We start from the raw sequence: 18483 nt of genomic DNA on the forward strand, positions 1-18483 counted from the left end.
CCGGGACCGGCTTCGGTCCCGGCCCCGTGCCGTCTCCGTCAGCGGCTCTCCAGCCGCAGCTGGACCTCTTCCTCCTGGTCGCCGGCCGCCGTGCCGACGACCGAGACCACGAAGGCCGGCAGCAGTGCCTTCCGCAGCTGGTCGACCGCCTGGTAGCCGCCCTGCAGCGAGACCGTGCAGGGGGCGGAGAGCTGGGTGGGCTGCGGCGTGTCACGGGTCTTGTTGACGTCGAAGGTCGCGGTCCACACGCTCGGTCCCGCGCCGCCCGTCTCGCGGGGCGCGTCGTCCGCGTCGCGGTCGGACGCGAAGGACGTCCGCAGCGCGGTGAAGATCGCCTGCGCATCCTCCGGCCTGCATCCGCTGCACTCGACCGTGACCTCCGCTGCGTGCTCCGCCTGCGTCTCCTGGTGCGCGCTGTCCACTGTGCAACCTTCCTGTCGAGCCGTACGCGGATACCGTCCCCTTCCAGGCTCACCCCGCGGCAACGCGTGTGCGACCGGAGAGGGCGGGTGTCTTCCGCTTCTCACCCGCCCAGCGGTACGAGTGAGATCAGGCGGGTGCCCGTGCGGGCGGTCACGGAAACCGGCCCCGGACCGGTCCGCGCCCGCGGACCGGCATGGTTGACGCCCGTGGACCCCGCGGACCGGCATGGTTGTCCCCCGCGGACCCCGCGGACCGGCATGGACGTCGGCCGCACACCCTCCCCGGGAAGTGTGGTGCCCGGCCACATACGCGGTGTGGCACCCGCTTCCTACCGTGTGGCGACATCGCAACGTCCCCTTCCCGCTCCGGAGTGAGACCATGGCCGCCACCGAGCACGTCCCGCCAACCCCCGCCGGCCTGCGGCGCATCGTCGCCGCGAGCCTGATCGGCACCACCGTCGAGTGGTACGACTTCTTCCTCTACGGGTCGGCCGCCGCGCTGGTCTTCAACAAGCTGTTCTTCCCGGACTCCGATCCGCTGGTGGGCACGCTGCTGTCGTTCCTGACGTACGCGGTCGGCTTCATGGCCCGCCCCATCGGCGCGCTGGTCTTCGGGCACTACGGCGACCGGCTCGGCCGTAAGAAGCTGCTGGTGCTGAGCCTGCTGATGATGGGCGGCGCGACGTTCGCGATCGGGCTGCTGCCCACCCATGCCACGGTCGGCTCGGCGGCACCGCTGCTGCTGACGCTGCTGAGGCTCGTCCAGGGGTTCGCGCTGGGCGGTGAGTGGGGCGGTGCCGTACTGCTGGTGAGCGAGCACGGTGACGCGCGGCGGCGTGGCTTCTGGGCGTCCTGGCCGCAGACCGGCGCGCCGGCCGGGCAGCTGCTGGCGACCGGGGTGCTGGCGGCGCTGACCGCACTGCTGCCGGATGCGGCGTTCGTGTCGTGGGGGTGGCGGATACCGTTCCTGCTGTCCGGCGTACTGGTGCTGGTCGGGCTGTGGATCCGGCTGTCGGTGGACGAGTCGCCGGTGTTCAAGGCGGCACTGGCGCAGGCGGCGGCCCGTAAGGGCGAGGAGCGGGCGACGGAGAAGCTGCCGCTGGTCGCGGTCCTGCGGCACCACTGGCGGGACGTGCTGATCGCGATGGGCGCGCGGATGGCCGAGAACATCTCGTACTACGTCCTCACGGCCTTCGTCCTGGTCTACGCCACCGAGCACAGCGGGCTGTCCCAGCAGACCGCGCTGAACGCCGTCCTGCTCGCCTCCGCGCTGCACTTCGCGGTGATCCCGGCGTGGGGCGCGCTGTCGGACCGGCTGGGGCGGCGCCCGGTGTATCTGATCGGGGCGGTGGGGGTGGCCGTCTGGGCGTTCCCGTTCTTCGCGCTCGTCGACAGCCGGAACTTCGGGCTGCTGCTGCTCGCGGTGTCCGTCGGGCTGGTGTTCCACGGGGCGATGTACGCGCCGCAGGCCGCCTTCTTCGCGGAGATGTTCGCGACGCGGATGCGGTACTCGGGTGCGTCGATCGGCGCGCAGTTCTCCTCGGTCGCGGCCGGTGCGCCCGCACCGCTGATCGCCACCGCCCTGCTGGCGGACCACGACAGCCCGACGCCGATCGCGCTGTACGTCATCGCCGCCGCGGTGCTGACGCTGATCGCGCTGTACGCGGCCAAGGAGACCCGCAACCGGGACCTGGCGGCGGTCGAGCCGGCGGCCGGGACGGCCGGTGACGGCGTGCGGGCGGCGGGGACGGCGGGCGCGGAGACGGCCTGAGGCCCCGCGGCCCGGGCCCCGGACCAGGCCGTCAGGCCTGTCAGGCCTGTCAGGCCCCGGGCCCGGGCACGGTGGCGAGGCGGTCCACGTCCGCGAGGCCGTCCGCTTCCGCGAAGCTCGCTCCGCGGAAGCATGAGCAGCCCAGTGCCAGGGCCGCGAGGGCCGGCCCCGCGATGCCGGTCCGCAGTGCGGCGCCCAGCACCGCGCCGAGCCCGGCGCACGCGTACGTCACGCTCAGGCCGACGGTACTCATGGGGGCACTCCAACCGGGCCCTGCTCCGTGTCTCACTCCGCCAGCGCGGAGGACAACTGGTGGAGTTGCAGCGCCAGTTGAAGCTCCAAAGCACGCGACGGCGACTGCCAGTCCGGACCCAGCAGGCGGCCTATCCGGTCCAGTCGCTGGGCGACCGTGTTGACGTGCACGTGGAGGGCGTCCTTGGTACGGGCCGGGCTCATGCCGCTGGCGAAGTACGCGTTCAGGGTGCGCAGCAGGTCCGTGCCGCGGCGCGTGTCGTAGTCCACGACCTCGCCGAGGGTGCGGCGTACGAAGCCGTCCACGTCGCGGCCGTCGGCCAGCAGCAGCCCGAGGAAGCCGAAGTCCTCGGCCGCGGCACCCTGGCCGCAGCGGCCCAGCACCCGCAGCGCCTCGCGGCAGCGACGGGCCTGTGCGTAGGCGGCTGCGACCGCGGCAGGCGCGGCGGCCGGGGCGGGTACGGGCGCGGAGGCGCCGACGGTGACGGGGGCGTGGACGGCGGCGCCGAGCTGGCGGGCGACCCGCCGGGCCGCCTCGCCCGGTTCGCCGTCCCGGCCCAGCGGCAGCAGCAGCACGACGCCCGCGTCCCGGGCGGCGGCCAAGCCCTGCCGGGTCGCGGCGAGGTGGGAGGCGGCGGACCACAGGCGCTGCCGGCCGGTGGCCGCGGCACCGTCGGGGCCCGTGGTGACCGTGGCCGGTCCGTCTTCCGCCGGGTCCTCGATGCGGGCCGCGAGCACGACGTGCGGTACGTCCAGATCGGCGGCGACCCGCGCCGCGCGCTCGCGCAGCAGCCGTGGGTCGCGGTCCGGCGCGTCCAGCAGGTCGTCCAGCAGTTCGCCGCGTACCCGCTGCTCGGCCTCGCCGGCGGTGCGCCGGGCGAGCAGCAGCAGGGACGTGACCATCGCGGCCCGCTCCAGGGTGCGCTGGTCGACGGGGTCCAGGCGGGGGTGGCCGCGCAGCACGAGCGCGCCGAGTACTTCGCTGCCGGAGCGGACGGCGGCCACCCAGTCGTCACCGTCGCGGACGGCGTGGCCGTCGGCGCGTGAGCAGCGTTCCAGGGCCTCGGCCGGGACCCGTTCGGCGTCGGTGAACTCCACTGTGCCGTCGAGGACTTCGGCGACGGCGGCGGTCACGTCCTGTACCCCGCCGCCGCGCAGTACGAGTTCGGCGAGCCGGTCGTGGACCTCGGAGGCGCGTTCGATGACGCCGCTGCGGTCGCGGATGATCTCGTTGGCGGCCTCCAGCTCGGTCATCGCCTTGCGGGTCTCGGCGAGCAGGTTGGCGGTGTCGATGGCGACGGCCGCGTGCGCGGCGTGCGCGGACAGCAGGGCGATCTCGGCGTGGTCGAAGACGCGGACGCGGCGGTCGGCGGCGAAGAGCACGCCGATGACGCCGCTGCCGAGCTTCAGCGGCACCCCGAGGATCGCGACCAGCCCCTCGTCCCGTACGCCCGTGTCGATCGCCCGGGTGTGCTGGAAGCGCGGGTCGTCGAAGTAGCTGTCGGTGACGTACGGGCGGGCGGTCTGGGCGACCAGGCCACCGAGGCCCTCCCCCATGCCCAGGCGCAGCTGCTGGAAGCGGGCCGAGACCGAGCCGTCGGTGACCCGCATGTAGGTGTCGCCCTCGACGGGGTCGTTGAGGGTCATGTACGCGGTCTCGGTGCCGAGGAGGGAGCGGGCGCGCTGGACGATGGCCCGCAGCACCGCGTCCAGGTCGCGGAGTCCGGCCAGGTCGTGGGCCGTCTCGTACAGGGCGGACAGCTCGGCCTCGCGGCGGCGGCGCCCCTCCAGTTCCGTACGGACCCGCAGGGCCAGCAGCTTGGCGCGTTCCAGGGCCGCCAGGCGTTCGGCGGAGGCGCCGTCGGCCCGGGCACGCAGCACGGCGCGTTCGAAGTCCTCGGCGGGCGCGCCGGTGGCGAGCAGGTCGAGGAAGGGGGTCTCGGCCGGTTCCGCTGCGGGCTCGGCGGGCTGCTGGGCTGGCATGGACCTAGGGATACCGCCGGTACGCCGCAGCGCGCCAGCCGCGGCGGCCCGGCCGGCCCCGGAGGAGGCGTCCCCGGAGGTCAGTGCGCCGTCCATCCGCCGTCCATGCACAGCGAGGTGCCGGTGATGAAGGACGCCTGGGGGCCGCAGAGGTACGCGACGGCGTCGGCGACCTCATCCGGCTCGACCAGCCGTTTCATGGCGGAGTCGGCGAGGAGGATCTCGGTCAGCACCCGCTCGGCGGGGATGCCGTGCGCTTCGGCCTGGTCGGCGAGCTGCTTCTCGACCAGCGGGGTGCGGACGTAGCCGGGGTTGACGCAGTTGGAGGTGACGCCGTGCTCGGCGCCTTCCAGGGCCGCGACCTTGGACAGGCCCTCCAGGCCGTGCTTGGCGGCGACATAGGCGGATTTGTACGGCGAGGCGCGCAGGCCGTGCACGGAGGAGATGTTGACGATACGGCCCCAGCCCTGCGCGTACATGTGCGGCAGTGCGCCGCGTACGAGGCGGAAGGGCGCCTCCAGCATGACCTTCAGTACGGTCGCGAAGACGTCGGGCGGGAACTCCTCGATGGGGCGGACGAGCTGGATGCCCGCGTTGTTGACGAGGATGTCGGCGCCGGCCGCGATCTCCTCGGCGGCGTCCAGGTCGGTGAGGTCGAGGGTGATCTGCTGGAGCGCGCCGGGCAGCCCGTCGGCCCGTGCCGCGAGCCGGGCGAGTCCGTCGCCGTCCCGGTCGACCGCGCGGACGGTGGCGCCGGCCGCCGCCAGCCGCAGGGCGCAGGCCGCGCCGATGCCGCCGGCGGCGCCGGTGACGAGTGCGGTGCGGCCGCCGAGGCCGGGCGCGTGGTCGGTACCTGGTGTGGAGGGGGCGCTCATGGTCGCCACCCTAGGCAGCGCGGGGTCCGGTACCGATGTGGGGCGGGCCCACAAGGCGCGCCCCGATCATGTGGCGGGAGCCCTCAGAGCACCCCGCGGGGCCGGAACTGGACGCTGATGCGGGGGCCGACGGGGCGGGCGGTCTTGGGGATGGCGTGATCCCAGGTGCGCTGGCAGGAGCCGCCCATGACGATCAGGTCGCCGTGGCCGAGGGAACGGCGGACGGTGGGTCCGCCGCCGTCGCGGGGGCGGAGCGCCAGTGTCCTGGGTTCCCCGACGGAGAGGATCGCGACCATGGTGTCCTGGGTGCGGCCGCGTCCGATGCGGTCGCCGTGCCAGGCGACGCTGTCCTCGCCGTCGCGGTAGTAGCACAGCCCGGCGGTGCGGAACGGTTCGCCGAGCTCCTCGGCGTAGTACGCGCCGAGTTCCTCCCGCGCCTCGTCGAGCACCGGATGCGGCAGCTCCACGCCCTCTGCGTAGTGGCACAGCAACCGGGGGACGGCCACCGTTCGCTCGTACATCTGCCGCCGTTCGGCGCGCCAGGGCACGGCTGCCACCAGCTCTTGGAACAGCTCGTCGGCCCCGGTCAGCCAGCCGGGCAGCACGTCGATCCAGGCGCCGAGGCCCAGGGTCGTGCGCTCGACCCCTGCCAACGACCGCAGGCCGATGTCCTCGACCCCGTCGAAGAGCGAACTCTGCAGATGCGTGGTGACCATGACGCCAGCGTACGCCGTGTTCGAATCTTTGTGCGAATACCGTACGGTCAGGAGTCGCGGAACACGGCCGCCAGCTCGCCCCGCGAGCGCACGCCGAACTTCGCGTAGACGTGTGTGAGGTGGTACTGCACGGTCTTCACCGACAGGAACAGCTCCGCCGCGACCTGCGCATTGCTCATCCCGCGCGCGACCAGCCGGGCCACCGCCCGCTCCTGTGCGGTGAGCCGGGAGAACTCCGCCACGCCGTCCCGTTTCAGGCCGCCCGCCTGGAGCTCCCGCTCGCAGCGCTCGACGTACGTGCGGGCGCCGAGCAGGACGTACGCGTCCCGGGCGTTCTGGAGCAGCGCGTCCGCCTCCCGGCGCTTGCCCGCCCGGCGGAGCGTCTGGCCGTACGCGTAGCTCACCCGTGCCCGGTCGTACGGCAGCGGCAGGTGCTCCAGGTGGGCCAGGGCTCCTTCGAAGTGGGCGCGGGCCGCGTCCAGGTCGCCCTCGCTCCCGGCGATCCGGCCGCGTACGTAGCCGAGCCGGGCCATCGTGGAGCGGTGGCCGCGGTCGGCGGCCAGCTCTTCGAACGGTTTCAGGAAGGCGTCGGCCTCGGGCACCCGGTTGGTCATCACCAGCGCGTTGGCGTAGACGTCCTGCCAGGGCCAGAAGCCCGGCTCGTCGATGCCCTCGCGGTGCCGGAGCCGCAGGACGGGTTCCAGCGCGGCGGTCACCCGCTCGTACTGGCCGCGGGCCTCGGCGACCTGGGCGCGGGCCAGGCAGGCGGGCAGCACCATCGCCTCGTAGTGCTGCATGTCGGCGGAGGCGTGCCGGACGTGGTGATGGGCGGCCGCCCAGTCGCCGCGCAGCGCGTGGATCTGCGCGCCGGTCCAGTGCACCAGCGGGCGCAGCAGCTCCATGCGGACCTCGGCGAGCTGCGCGGCGGCCCGGTCGACCGTGCGCACCGCGTCCTGCCAGGCACCCAGCGCGAACTGGGTACGGGCCAGCCAGGCCTGTGCCCACAGCGAGATGCGCGTGGAGCCCATGCGGAAGCCGGTCGGCACGGCGCCTTCCAGTTCGCGCCGCGCGGCTTCCGGCTCGTCCCTCGCCAGGTCCATCCAGCCCCGGCCCATCTGCACGCGCTGCGACTGGGCGCCGCTGGAGATCCGGGCCAGTACGTCGTCGTAGGCGCGCGCGGCCTCCTCGGTGCGGCCCATCGCGGCGAGCCCGAGTCCGAGGATGGCCTCCGACTCCACGGCCGAGGGCTCCATCGGGCCGACCAGGTCGACGGCCTTACGTGCCCAGTGGACGAGGTCGGCGGGCCGGCAGCGGCCGAGCGAGTGCAGTACCCGGCGGTGGCAGATCGCGGCGGCCAGCTCGGGCCGGCGGGCCGGGTCGCAGCGCTCCCAGGCCTGGCTGAGCCGTACCTCGGCCTCTTCGGGGCGGCCGCGAGTGATCGCGAGGTAGCCGAGGACGGAGTCGCGCAGCGCGCCGGGCGGGAAGCTCTCCAGCTCGGCGGCGAACGTTTCGGCCTGCGGCCGGTCCCCCGCACCGACCAGCGCGTCCACGGCCCGCAGCAGCCGGTCCCTGCGGGTGGCGCGGGCGGGGGTGAGCCGGCCGGCGGCGACCAGTGCGCCCGCCGCCTGGGACCAGGCGCCCTCGGCTGCCCGGTCGGCGGCGAACCGGTCCAGGTCGTCGGCCAGCTCGGCGTCGGCCGCGGGGGTGGCGGCGACCCGGTGCATCAGGCGGCGGCCGTGGTCCTCGACGATCTCCGCTGCCCTGCGGTGCAGGTCGCCGCGTTCGACGAGGCCGAGCGCACCGTGCACGGCGGCCCGTACGAGCGGGTGGGGGAAGGTGAGGAGGGTCAGTCCGGGGCCGTCTGCCGTGGTGAGGAGCCCGGCGCGGCGGGCCTCGTCGACCGCCGCGAGCGGCTCCGCGACGCCGGACAGCTCGGCGGCCTCGGCGAACGGCACCGACTCGCCCAGGGCCGAGCACGCCTCGACGAGGGTGCGGGCCTGCGGTCCGCAGGTGTCGAGGCGGCGGTGGACGGCGGAGGCGTACCGCCGGGGTGCGGGCAGCGCGGGCTGCCAGTCGCGCCAGATGCCGGCGGGTACTTCCTGGAGCAGGTCGGTGATGTGGCGGGGGGTGCCGCGGGTGTGGCGGCAGAGGATGCGCGCGGCGGGGAGCGAGAGGTCCACGCGGCCCGCGCTCCAGGCCAGCTGCTGGACGTCCTCCGGGGTGAGCGGTCCCAGGCGCAGCGCGCCGTCCCGGTGGGCCGCGAGGAATTCCAGTACGTCGACCGGCAGGCGGTGCAGCTGGTCGTCGGCAGCGGCGAGGACGACGAGGACCTTCTCGGTGGACATCCGGCGTACGGCGGAGGCGACGGCGCGCAGCGAGGCGGCGTCGGCCCAGTGGGCGTCGTCGATGACGACGACGGCGGTGTCCTCGCGGTGGGCGCTCCATATCTCGTACAGCCGGCGGCCCGCCGCGAGTGGTCCCGGCGGTTCCGCCGGTGCGGCGCCGTCGGGGAAGAGGGAGGCACCCGATGCCTTGGCGAGCTGGTCGGCGACGCCGAGGTCCAGCTCGTTCTCCCAGCGGACGCCGTTGGCGCGGTGCACGCGGACCGCGCGCTGCCCGGCCGGGCCGGGCCCGCCGGTGCCGGGTGCGCACGGGCTGTGTCCGCCCGGGCCGTGTTCGCTCAGGAAGTACTCGACCAGGGCGGTCTTGCCCATGCCGGAGGCCCCCTCGACCAGGACGATCGAGGGGTGTCCGGTGCGGGCGGCGGCCAGCAGGCGGTGCAGTGCCGCGAGCTCCGTCTGCCGGCCGGCGGGGCCCCGCTGGACCGTCTCGCGGCCGCCGTCCGGAAGGGGCGCCGCGCCGTCGTGATCGTCCATCGGTTGTCACCTTAGCCCCGCGGCGCCGTACGCTCCCGCGGACCGCTCAGCCCTGGTCACCGCCGGCCACGGGCAGTACCGAGGCGGTGATGTAGGAGGCCTCGTCGGAGGCCAGGAAGCAGATGGCGGCGGCCTGCTCGTCGAGCTTCCCGTACCGCTTGAGCAGCGAGGACTCGACCGTCTGGTCGACGATCTGCTGGTACCAGGCGCGTTCCCGGTCGTCGGCGGCGGCCGGGCCGCGGGCGACCCGGCGGGGCGGTGCGTCGGTGCCGCCGGGCGCGGTGGCGACGACGCGGATGCCGTACGGGGCCGCCTCCAGGGCCAGCGCGGAGGTGATGCCGTTGACGCCGCCCTTGGCCGCGGCGTACGGGACCCGGTTGACGCCGCGGGTGGCGACCGAGGAGACGTTCACGATCGTGCCGGAGCGCTGCGCGATGAGGTGCGGGAGCGCCGCGTGGCAGGTCCACAGCGTCGGGAAGAGGGAGCGCTGCACCTCGGCCCGGATCTGCTCGGGGGTGTAGTGCTCGTAGGGTTTGGCCCAGATGGTGCCGCCGACGTTGTTGACCAGGACGTCTATGCGGCCGCCGAGCGCACGGTGCGCCTCGGTGACGGCCCGCTCGGCGCCTTCGTACTGCTCCAGGTCGGCGGTGACTCCGTGGGCGCCGCCCTTGCCGAGTTCTTCGGCCAGCTCCAGGACCAGTTCGGAGCGGTCCACGAGGGCGACCTCGGCGCCCTCGGCGGCCAGCCGGCGCGCCACGCACTCACCGATGCCCTGAGCCGCGCCGGTGACCACGGCCTTCTTGCCGGCGAACCGGCCGGGGAAGTGGGTCATCGGGCGGCGCCGACGAGGTCACCGGCTCCGGTGGGAGCGAACTTCTCGTGGTGGAAGTGGGCGGGTGTGACGCCCTGTCGCCGGAAGTGGTCGCGTACGCCTTCGACCATGGGCGGCGGTCCGCACACGTACACGTCCACGTCACCGTCGTGGAGGTGCTCCGGTTCCAGCCGCTCGGTCACGTACTCCTTCACACAGGTGTCGTAGGTGAAGCCGGGGATCACCGCGGCGTAATCGGCGAGCGTCTCCAGACGGACCAGATCACGCTCCGAGGAGACGCCGTACACCAGGTGGACGGGGTGCCCGGGCGGCTGCGTGGTCAGCTGCTCCAGCATCGAGAGCAGCGGGGCGAGTCCGGTGCCGCCCGCCAGCAGCAGGGCGGGCCGGGTGAGTTCCCGCAGATAGAAGCTGCCCATCGGGCCGGTGAAGTCGATCCGGTCGCCGATCTGGGCACGGTCGCGCAGATAGCTCGACATCACGCCGTCCTCGGTGAGGCGGACGAGGAAGGAGACCAGCCCCTCGGCGGGTCCGTTGCTGAACGAGTACGACCGGGTGACGTCCGTGCCGGGTACGGCGACGTTGACGTACTGGCCGGGGAGGAAGGCCAGCGCGTCGCGGTCGTCGAGTTCGAGCGTGAAGGCGACGGTGGTCTCCGACAGCTTCTCCCGTGCGACCAGGGTCGCGCCGTAGGTCGCGGCGGCCGTCTTCGCGGCGTCCGACGTGGTGGGGATGCGGAGCACCAGGTCGCTCTGCGGGGTCATCTGGCAGGGCAGCGCGTACCCCTGCGCGGCCTCCTCGTCGGTCAGCGCCTCCTCGATGTAGTCGCCGCCGTCGTAACTGCCGCTCTCGCACAGGGACTTGCAGGTGCCGCAAGCGCCGTCACGGCAGTCGAGGGGGATGTTGATGCGTGCCTTGTACGAGGCGTCGGCGACGGTTTCGTCCGGTCCGCAGGTGACGAACCGCGTGATGCCGTCTTCGAAGGCCAGGGCGACCTGATGAGTGCTCATGGTGAACTCGCTTCGGGAGGAAGGGCGGGCGATCAGATGTGGTAGATGTCGACCACGTGATGAATGCAGTCGTTCTTCAGAACGACCTTCTTCTTCCTGATCAGTGGGGTCTCGCCCGAGAAGTCGATGGTGTAGAACGACGTCCCGAAGTACGGGTCGATGTTCTGGTAGCGGTAGTACAGCGTGTGCCAGTTGAAGCGGACGTCGATCTCGGCACCGCGGCGCTCGACGACCTCCACGTTGGCGAGGTGATGGCCGGTGCGCGGCTCGGGGATGCTGGTGGCGCTGGAGCGGTCCGTGCGGATGCGGAAGACCCGGTCCTCCAGGCCGCCGCGGTTGGCGTAGTAGATCAGCGAGATCTCGGTCTGCGGGTCGCGGGTGAGCTCGTCGTCGTCCGCCCAGGCCGGCATCCAGAATTCGACGTCCGGGTGGTAGCACTCCAGCCACTTCTCGAACTCGCGGTCGTCGAGGTAGCGGGCTTCGCGGTAGAGGAACTGGCGGATGTCCTCGACCGGGATGTCGGTGGTGGTCGTCATGCCGTCGCTCCGTCCTCGGCGGCCACCGCGCGGCGCATGGTGTCCAGCCAGTAGCCGTGCTGGATCGGGTAGAGGGTCTCGTCCTCGGTGCGCGCGCCGCTGGCGATGGGGTGGATGCCGAGCTTCTTCGCGTCCTCGTCCGGGCCTTCGATCTTGTGGGCGACGCCGCGGCTGAGGTCGTTCCAGGGCGCGGCCTCGGCCAGGTAGGTCTTCTGGCAGGAGCGGAACTCCTCCAGGTCGTCCGGGGTGGCCATGCCGGTGGCGTTGAAGAAGTCCTCGTACTGGCGGATGCGGTTGGCGCGGGCCTCGGCGCTCTCGCCCTTGGGGGCGATGCAGTAGATGGTGACCTCGGTCCTGTCCACGGAGACCGGGCGGAAGTGCCGGATCTGGGAGCTGAACTGGTCCATCAGATAGACGTTCGGGTACAGGCACAGATTGCGCGAGTACTCGATCATCCAGTCGGCCTTGTCCTCGCCGAACTCCGCGACCAGCTCGTCCCGGCGCTCGTTCAGCGAGCGGTTGGACGGGTCCTCCCAGCGGGTCCACAGCAGCAGGTGGCCGTGTGCGAAGGAGTAGTAGCCGCCCTTCTGGCGGGCCCAGCTGCCGGCGTCCATGTTCTTGGTGTCGTTGGCGGACTCGCCGGAGGTGCGGCGGGCCGTGGTGGCCGCGTAGTTCCAGTGCGTGGCGGAGACGTGGTAGCCGTCGGCGCCGTTCTCCGCCTGCACCTTCCAGTTGCCGTCGTAGGTGTAGGTGGAGGAGCCGCGCAGCACCTCCAGGCCCTCCGGGGACTGGTCCACGATCATGTCGATGATCTTGGTGGCCTCGCCGAGGTGCTCGGTGAGCGGCAGCACGTCCGGGTTGAGGCTGCCGAAGAGGAAGCCGCGGTAGTTCTCGAAGCGGGCGACCTTCGTCAGGTCGTGCGAGCCGTCTCTGTTGAACTGCTCCGGGTAGCCGGCGCCGCGGCCGTCCTTGACCTTCAGCAGCCTGCCGGCGTTGTTGAAGGTCCAGCCGTGGAACGGACAGGTGAAGGTGGTGCGGTTGTCCGTCTTGCGGCGGCAGAGCATCGCGCCGCGGTGACTGCACGCGTTGATCAGCGCGTGCAGCTCGCCGTCCTTGCTCCGCGAGATCACCACGGGCTGGCGGCCGATGTACGTCGTGAAGTAGTCGCCGATCTCCGGAATCTGCGTCTCGTGGGCGAGATAGACCCAGTTGCCCTCGAAGATGTGCTTCATCTCCAGCTCGAAGATCTCCTCGTCGGTGAAGATCTTCCGCCGGGCCCGGTAGATGCCGTTCTCCTCGTCCTCCACCAGGGCGTCGTCCAGGATCGCCCGGGCGGTGACCGACGTCTGCGTCATGGTCCCTCCAAACCTGCGCCCGGTGCCCCGTCGTCCCGTCGGGGGCTCTCACGGCCGCTTTTCAGCACCATGGCAGCGGGGTGACGACGCCACCCCGGGCATTTCCCCAGTGCTGACCCAGGGTCCCATTCAGATTCCTTGCCTATCAATCGGCGGCAAAAGAGTATTTCTCTCGTCTGGAAACCGCTGCCTACGATGAGCCGCATCCGGCGGCAAGGAAGCCAAGGAGGCCCCGAATGGAACTGCGCCACCTGCGCTATTTCGTCGCCGTCGCCGAGACCCGGCACTTCGGCCGGGCCGCGGAGAACCTGCACATGGCACAGCCCCCGCTGTCCCAGGCGATCCGCCAGCTGGAGGCCGACCTCGGCGTCGAGCTGTTCACCCGGACCACCCGCCAGGTGGCCCTGACCGGGGCCGGCGAGGTCTTCCGTACCGACGCGGTACGCATCCTGCAGTCGGTCGACGAGGCCACCACCCGCGTGCGCCGCTTCGCCAAGGGCGCCGAGGGCATCCTGCGGCTGGGGCTCACCGGGACCGCCTGCTACAAGCAGCTCCCCGAGATCGCCCGGCTGGTCAAGGAGGAGATGCCGGGGGTGGCGCTGGAGATCCACACCGAGCTGCTGACCCCGGCGCAGGAGCTGGCCCTCACCGAGAACCGGCTCGACGTGGGCATGCTCCGGCCGCCGGTACGGCAGGAGGGCATCGTCTGCCGGGAGGTCGCCCGGGAGCCGCTGGTACTGGCGGTCCCCGAGGACCACTGGCTGAGCGAAGCGGAGAGTGCCGAGGTCGGCCAGCTGCGCCACGAGAACTTCATCATGTACGCGGTCAACTCCCGGTCCGTCGTCAACGACGCGGTCACCCGGAGCTGCCTCGCGGCGGGCTACCACCCGCACTGCGCACACGATGTCACCGAGACCTCGACCGCGCTGGCGCTCGTCGCCGCCGGCCTGGGGATCGCCCTGCTCCCCGACTCCGTCCGCTCGGTCTCCCGGGACGGCGTCGTCTTCAAGCCCGTCCGGGACGCCGAGACCGTCGGACTCGCCCTCGCCTGGCGCGAGAACGACGCCTCGCCCCTGCTGGAGAAGCTGATCGGCGTCCTGGAGACCCACGGCGTATTCGTCCCGGACCCCGCGACCGGGGACCGCTGAGAGCCACCGCAAACGAGGACCGATGAAGATCACCGCCATCGAGGCGATTCCGTTCGCCATCCCCTACAAGAAGCCGCTGAGGTTCGCGAGCGGCGAGGTCCACACGGCAGAACACGTCCTCGTACGCGTCCACACCGACGACGGCCTGGTGGGTGTCGCCGAGGCCCCACCGCGCCCCTTCACCTACGGCGAGACCCAGGAGTCCATCGTCGCCGTGATCGGGAAGGTCTTCGCGCCGCAGCTCACCGGCCTGGCCCCGACCGCCCGTGAAGCAGTGCACGCCCGCCTGAACCGTACGGTCGGCAACCCCACCGCCAAGTCCGCCGTGGACATGGCCCTCTGGGACGTCACAGGGCAGTCGGTCGGGCTGCCGGTCACCGAACTGCTCGGCGGCTTCACCGACCGGATGCGGGTCTCCCACATGGTGGGCTTCGCACCGCCGGCGGAGATGGTCGCCGAGGCGCAGCGCATCCGCGACACGTACGGCATCACCACCTTCAAGGTGAAGGTCGGCCGCCGCCCCTTCACGCGCGACGTCGAGGCCTGCCGCGCGCTGCGCGAGGGACTGGGCGACGAGGTCGAGCTCTACATCGACGGCAACCGCGGCTGGACCGCCTCGGAGTCGGCCCGCGCGCTGCGCGCGATGGCGGGGCTGGACCTGACACTGGCCGAGGAGCTGTGCCCGGCCGACGACGTACTGGGCCGCCGCCGGCTGGTCTCGCACACCGGCATCCCGTTCGTCGCCGACGAGAGCGCCACCCGCCCCGGCGAGGTGACCCGGGAACTGCTGGCCGGTTCGGCGACCGCCATCAGCATCAAGACCGCCCGTACCGGCTTCACGTACTCCCAGCGCGTCCATCACCTCTGCGAGGGCCTGGGAGTGGAGGTCGTGATGGGCAATCAGATCGACGGCCAGATCGGCACCCTGTGCACCGCGGTCTTCGGATCCGCGTACGAACTGACCGCCCGCCGGGCCGGCGAGCTGTCCAACTTCCTCGACATGAGCGACGACCTGCTCGCCGAGCCGCTGCGGATCGAGGACGGCACGCTGCGCGTCCGCGACGGCGCGGGCCTCGGCATCGAGCTCGATCCCGACAAGCTGGCCCGTTACCGCCAGGACGCCTGAGCCGGCGGCAGCACCGCTGCCTGAGAGCCGCACCCACGCAAGAGCCGCACCCCCTCTCCCCTTCCCGTGAGGACAGGAGCACGACCATGAGCGAGAACGTCCAGGAGCAGGCCACCGCCGCCGCGTCCGGCGCCTCGGCCACCGAGGCCTTCCGCGCCAAGCAGCGAGCCGAGGCCACCAGCAGCAAGGAGCGCGTCTCCACGCTGGCCACCGAGGTCATCACCGCGGTGCACGACGTCATCCGCCGCCACAAGGTGACGTACGCGGAGTACGACGCGCTGAAGGCCTGGCTCATCGGCGTCGGCCAGGACGGCGAGTGGCCGCTCTTCCTCGACGTGTGGATCGAGCACGTCGTCGAGGAGGTCGCCAACGAGAACCGGCAGGGCAGCAAGGGCACCATCGAGGGCCCCTACTACGTCCCGGACTCGCCGAAGCACGAGGCCGAGACGACCCTGCCGATGCGCGCTGACGAGACCGGCACGCCACTGCTCTTCCAGGGCCAGGTGCGCGGCGTGGACGGCGAGCCGCTGGCGGGCGCCCACGTGGAGATGTGGCACGCGGACGACGACGGCCTGTACTCGCAGTACGCGCCGGACCTGCCGGAGTGGAACCTGCGCGGCACCGTCGTCGCCGACGCGCAGGGCAACTTCAAGATCCGCACGATCCAGCCGGCGCCGTACCAGATCCCCACCGACGGCTCCTGCGGCAAGCTGATCGCCGCGGCCGGCTGGCACGCCTGGCGCCCCGCCCACCTGCACCTGAAGGTGTCGGCGCCCGGCCACCAGCTGATCACCACCCAGCTGTACTTCCAGGGCGGCAGCCACGTCGAGGACGACATCGCCTCGGCCGTGAAGCCCGAGCTGATCCTCGACCCGAAGCCCGCGGCCGACGGCAAGGGCAACCAGGTCACGTACGACTTCGTGCTGGACCGGACGGAGGCCTGAGCATGCTGTTCGCGGTCAAGATGGACGTGCACCTGCCCACCGGCCTGGACCCCGAGGTCAAGGCCGACACCCTCGCCCGCGAGAAGGCGTACTCCCAGGAGCTGCAGAAGGCCGGGAAGTGGCCGCACATCTGGCGGTGCGTCGGGCAGTACTCCAACCTCAGCGTCTTCGACGTGGAGTCCAACGACGAGCTGCACGACATCCTGTGGGGCCTGCCGCTCTTCCCGTACATGTCCATCGAGGTGACACCGCTGGCCGTGCACCCCTCCGACATCAACGCCTGACGGAGGGCAGCATGGACGTCCGCCGCCCACCCCCGAACAGTTCCGCAGGAGAGTCCGTGACCAGCCTCGCACCCCCACTGCTCCACCACCGCCTGGCCGGCCCCGAGGACGCGCCGCCGCTCGTGCTCGGCCCGTCGCTCGGCACCTCGCTCACCGTGTGGGAGCCGCAGCTGGCCGAACTGGCCCGCACCCACCGGGTGCTCCGCTTCGACCTGCCGGGGCACGGCGGGACACCCGTCGGCGTACTGCCCGACGCGACGCCCGGCGGCACCACCGTCGCGGACCTCGCCCGGCTCGTCCTGGACGTGGCCGGTCACCACGGTTGGGACACCTTCCACTACGCCGGGATCTCGCTCGGCGGCGCGATCGGCGCCCAGCTGGCGTTGCACCACGCCGGCCGGCTCGCCTCGCTCGCGATGATCTGCTCCTCGGCCCGCTTCGGCGAGCCGGCCGGCTGGCGGGAGCGCGCCGCCACGGTGCGCGAGCACGGCACCGCGGCGATGGTGCAGGCGACACCGGGGCGCTGGTTCGCCGATCCCGGCACGGCGGCGGGGCCGCGCGGCACGGCATTGCTCGGTGACCTCGCGGCCGCCGACCGGGCCGGTTACGCGGCCTGCTGCGACGCGCTGTCCGGCTACGACGTACGGTCCGCGCTGTGGTCGGTCACGGCCCGCACGCTGGTGATCGCCGGGCGTCAGGACCCGGCGACGCCGCCCGCGCACGCCCGGGAGATCGCCGACGGTGTCCCGGGCGCCGCCCTCGTCGAGGTCGCGGGCGCCGCCCATCTGGCGGGCGTCGAACGGCCGGACGCGGTGAACGCGGCGCTGCGGGTGCATCTGGACGCGGCGACGGCGGGCCGCTGAGGGCCGTACGGGGGACCGCATGACTGCCCGTCACCTCACCCGCCCGGACGGCGTACCGTCACGCGGGTGACTGGCCGTCAGACGGGTTCGCCGGGCGCCGGGACGGTCGTCCCCGCGCGCTGCTCCCGCCGGGGCAGCGGCAGGCCGCCCGGCGGGCCCGCCAGCACCTGTCCCAGCCGCTGTCCGGGCAGTTCGACGAGGCGGTGCGCGAGCATGCTCAGCGGCAGCAGCAGCGCGAGGTAGGCGGCCATCAGCAGCGGGGTGTCGTGCTGCTGCCACGGCACGGCCAGGTCGCAGACCTCCAGGACGAGCGGATGCAGGAGGTAGAGCGAGTAGCTGATCACACCGCAGAAGGCGAGCAGGCGCGGTACGTACTGCCGTCGCAGGGCCATCGCGGCACCGAAGGTGAGCAGTGCGAGCCCGACCGTGACCGACCAGATCCGTACGGCGGACTCCGGGTCGGCGCCGCCGGTGACCGCGTCGCCCCGGACACCGATGTGCAGCGCCGCCGAGAGCACGCACGCCGCGAGCACGGTGCCCGCGACGGCCGTCCCGGCGGCCCTGCTCAGCTGCCCGCGCTCCATCCGGTACAGCACCGTCCCGGTGAACATCAGGGACAGCAGCGCGAGGCCCTGCCAGGGCGGGATGCGGCCGTTGCAGAGGACCAGGACGGCCGCCAGCGCGCCGCCGGCCAGCGCGCCCGCCCGGCACCACGAGGTCCGGCCCGAGGCGACGGCGCACAGTGCGACGGCCGCCCCGAGCGCGGTCGCCGCGATGACCGGTCCGCCGCCCAGCCCGCGGGTCAGCGCGGCGGCCGGCAGCAGCCCGCCGGCCACGACGCCGAGTGCGGCCACGCCGAGGGCGACGGGCGCGGAGCGGCGGTGCTGCCGCACCGCGAAGAGCGCCGCGACCAGGAAGTAGAAGACCATTTCGTAGGAGAGGGTCCACAGCACGTTGAGTGCGTTGGGCACCCCGAGGAGGTCCTGCAGCATCGTCCCGTGGGCGAGGAGGACGCCCAGCGGGTCCCGCTCCCCCAGCCCTTCGCGCAGCTGTCCGGGGCCCCACCGGGCGAGCAGTGCGGTGGCCGCGAGCACCACGAGCAGCAGCGGGTAGAGGCGGCAGATCCGGCCCACCCAGAACCGGCGCAGGGAGCCGCGCCGCTCCAGCGAAGCCGGGATGATGTACCCGCTGACCAGGAAGAAGACGATGACGCCGTAGGTGCCGGGGTTGAACCAGCGCAGCACGGTGGCGGACAGCTCCGGGAGGTAGCGCGGTGCGGCGTGGTGCAGTGCGACCATCAGCGCGCCGATCCCGCGCAGCGCGTCCAGCCAGGCCAGCCGGTGGTCAGGGCCCGGTCCGCCGCCCGCGCCCGGCAGGTCGGGCACGTGCGCCGGACGGTACGCCCGGGTCGACAACAGCCACGCTGCATCACTCATCGTCACACCGTACGTACGTGACGTAGCGAGCGCACGTCGAGCTGACGCTGCATCAGT

17 protein-coding genes are annotated in these 18483 nt (G+C 72.6%); 6 read left to right on the plus strand and 11 right to left on the minus strand.

Annotated features, from left to right (window positions below):
- Positions 1-38: 38 nt before the first annotated feature.
- Positions 39-422: a hypothetical protein gene (locus AAC944_RS06620; protein WP_030610982.1), complete on the minus strand. Its 384-nt coding sequence runs from the start codon at positions 420-422 to the stop codon at positions 39-41.
- A gap of 379 nt (positions 423-801) precedes the next feature.
- On the opposite strand from AAC944_RS06620, the gene AAC944_RS06625 reads away from it, so the two are divergent.
- A complete protein-coding gene (locus AAC944_RS06625; protein ID WP_037771626.1) occupies positions 802-2193 on the plus strand; it encodes an MFS transporter in 1392 nt (463 codons plus the stop codon).
- Between the two features lie 49 nt (positions 2194-2242).
- On the opposite strand, the gene AAC944_RS06630 is transcribed toward AAC944_RS06625, so the two are convergent.
- From AAC944_RS06630 to benA, 9 genes are all read right to left on the minus strand, one after another.
- Positions 2243-2446, minus strand: coding sequence for a hypothetical protein (locus AAC944_RS06630; protein ID WP_030610974.1), 204 nt, complete (start codon positions 2444-2446; stop codon positions 2243-2245).
- Between the two features lie 32 nt (positions 2447-2478).
- A complete protein-coding gene (locus AAC944_RS06635) occupies positions 2479-4428 on the minus strand; it encodes a helix-turn-helix domain-containing protein (RefSeq protein WP_030610971.1) in 1950 nt (649 codons plus the stop codon).
- Positions 4429-4508: 80 nt separating this feature from the next.
- Positions 4509-5303: a 3-hydroxybutyrate dehydrogenase gene (locus AAC944_RS06640; protein WP_030610968.1), complete on the minus strand. Its 795-nt coding sequence runs from the start codon at positions 5301-5303 to the stop codon at positions 4509-4511.
- 83 nt (positions 5304-5386) lie between these two features.
- Positions 5387-6019 (minus strand): alpha-ketoglutarate-dependent dioxygenase AlkB, encoded by a 633-nt coding sequence (locus AAC944_RS06645; RefSeq protein ID WP_030610965.1) that lies wholly within the window; start codon positions 6017-6019, stop codon positions 5387-5389.
- Between the two features lie 47 nt (positions 6020-6066).
- Entirely contained in the window at positions 6067-8895 is a 2829-nt protein-coding gene (locus AAC944_RS06650) for a helix-turn-helix transcriptional regulator (RefSeq protein ID WP_078888393.1), read from the minus strand.
- A gap of 46 nt (positions 8896-8941) precedes the next feature.
- Complete coding sequence (locus tag AAC944_RS06655; protein WP_030610959.1) at positions 8942-9727, minus strand: 1,6-dihydroxycyclohexa-2,4-diene-1-carboxylate dehydrogenase; 786 nt, start codon at positions 9725-9727, stop codon at positions 8942-8944.
- Positions 9724-10734, minus strand: a complete 1011-nt coding sequence (gene benC, locus AAC944_RS06660) for a benzoate 1,2-dioxygenase electron transfer component BenC (protein ID WP_037771624.1) — start codon at positions 10732-10734, stop codon at positions 9724-9726. Before benC ends, AAC944_RS06655 begins: the two co-directional genes overlap by 4 nt.
- 32 nt (positions 10735-10766) lie before the next feature.
- Positions 10767-11270 carry a benzoate 1,2-dioxygenase small subunit gene (gene benB / locus AAC944_RS06665; protein ID WP_030610954.1) on the minus strand — a complete coding sequence of 168 codons (504 nt, stop codon included), beginning with the start codon at positions 11268-11270 and terminating at the stop codon, positions 10767-10769.
- The gene (benA, locus tag AAC944_RS06670) at positions 11267-12625 is read right to left on the minus strand and encodes a benzoate 1,2-dioxygenase large subunit (protein ID WP_030610952.1); all 1359 of its coding nucleotides are present in this window, start codon (positions 12623-12625) and stop codon (positions 11267-11269) included. Before benA ends, benB begins: the two co-directional genes overlap by 4 nt.
- A gap of 236 nt (positions 12626-12861) precedes the next feature.
- Here benA and AAC944_RS06675 point away from each other — a divergent pair, with 236 nt between their 5' ends.
- The 5 genes from AAC944_RS06675 to AAC944_RS06695 all read left to right on the plus strand — a co-directional run bounded on the left by AAC944_RS06675 (position 12862) and on the right by AAC944_RS06695 (position 16990).
- Positions 12862-13773: a LysR substrate-binding domain-containing protein gene (locus AAC944_RS06675; protein ID WP_030610948.1), complete on the plus strand. Its 912-nt coding sequence runs from the start codon at positions 12862-12864 to the stop codon at positions 13771-13773.
- A 22-nt stretch (positions 13774-13795) separates the two neighbouring features.
- Complete coding sequence (locus tag AAC944_RS06680; protein ID WP_030610946.1) at positions 13796-14899, plus strand: mandelate racemase/muconate lactonizing enzyme family protein; 1104 nt, start codon at positions 13796-13798, stop codon at positions 14897-14899.
- Between the two features lie 86 nt (positions 14900-14985).
- Positions 14986-15843 (plus strand): catechol 1,2-dioxygenase, encoded by an 858-nt coding sequence (gene catA / locus AAC944_RS06685; protein WP_030610943.1) that lies wholly within the window; start codon positions 14986-14988, stop codon positions 15841-15843.
- A 2-nt stretch (positions 15844-15845) separates the two neighbouring features.
- Positions 15846-16127, plus strand: coding sequence for a muconolactone Delta-isomerase (catC, locus tag AAC944_RS06690; RefSeq protein WP_030610939.1), 282 nt, complete (start codon positions 15846-15848; stop codon positions 16125-16127).
- Between the two features lie 56 nt (positions 16128-16183).
- Positions 16184-16990 (plus strand): alpha/beta fold hydrolase, encoded by an 807-nt coding sequence (locus AAC944_RS06695; protein WP_030610936.1) that lies wholly within the window; start codon positions 16184-16186, stop codon positions 16988-16990.
- 77 nt (positions 16991-17067) lie between these two features.
- Here the strand turns inward: AAC944_RS06695 and AAC944_RS06700 are convergent, their stop codons facing one another.
- Positions 17068-18426 (minus strand): acyltransferase family protein, encoded by a 1359-nt coding sequence (locus AAC944_RS06700; RefSeq protein ID WP_196942863.1) that lies wholly within the window; start codon positions 18424-18426, stop codon positions 17068-17070.
- Positions 18427-18483 lie beyond the last annotated feature (57 nt).

The organism is Streptomyces sclerotialus (assembly GCF_040907265.1).
Taxonomy (GTDB): Bacteria; Actinomycetota; Actinomycetes; order Streptomycetales; family Streptomycetaceae; genus Streptomyces; species Streptomyces sclerotialus.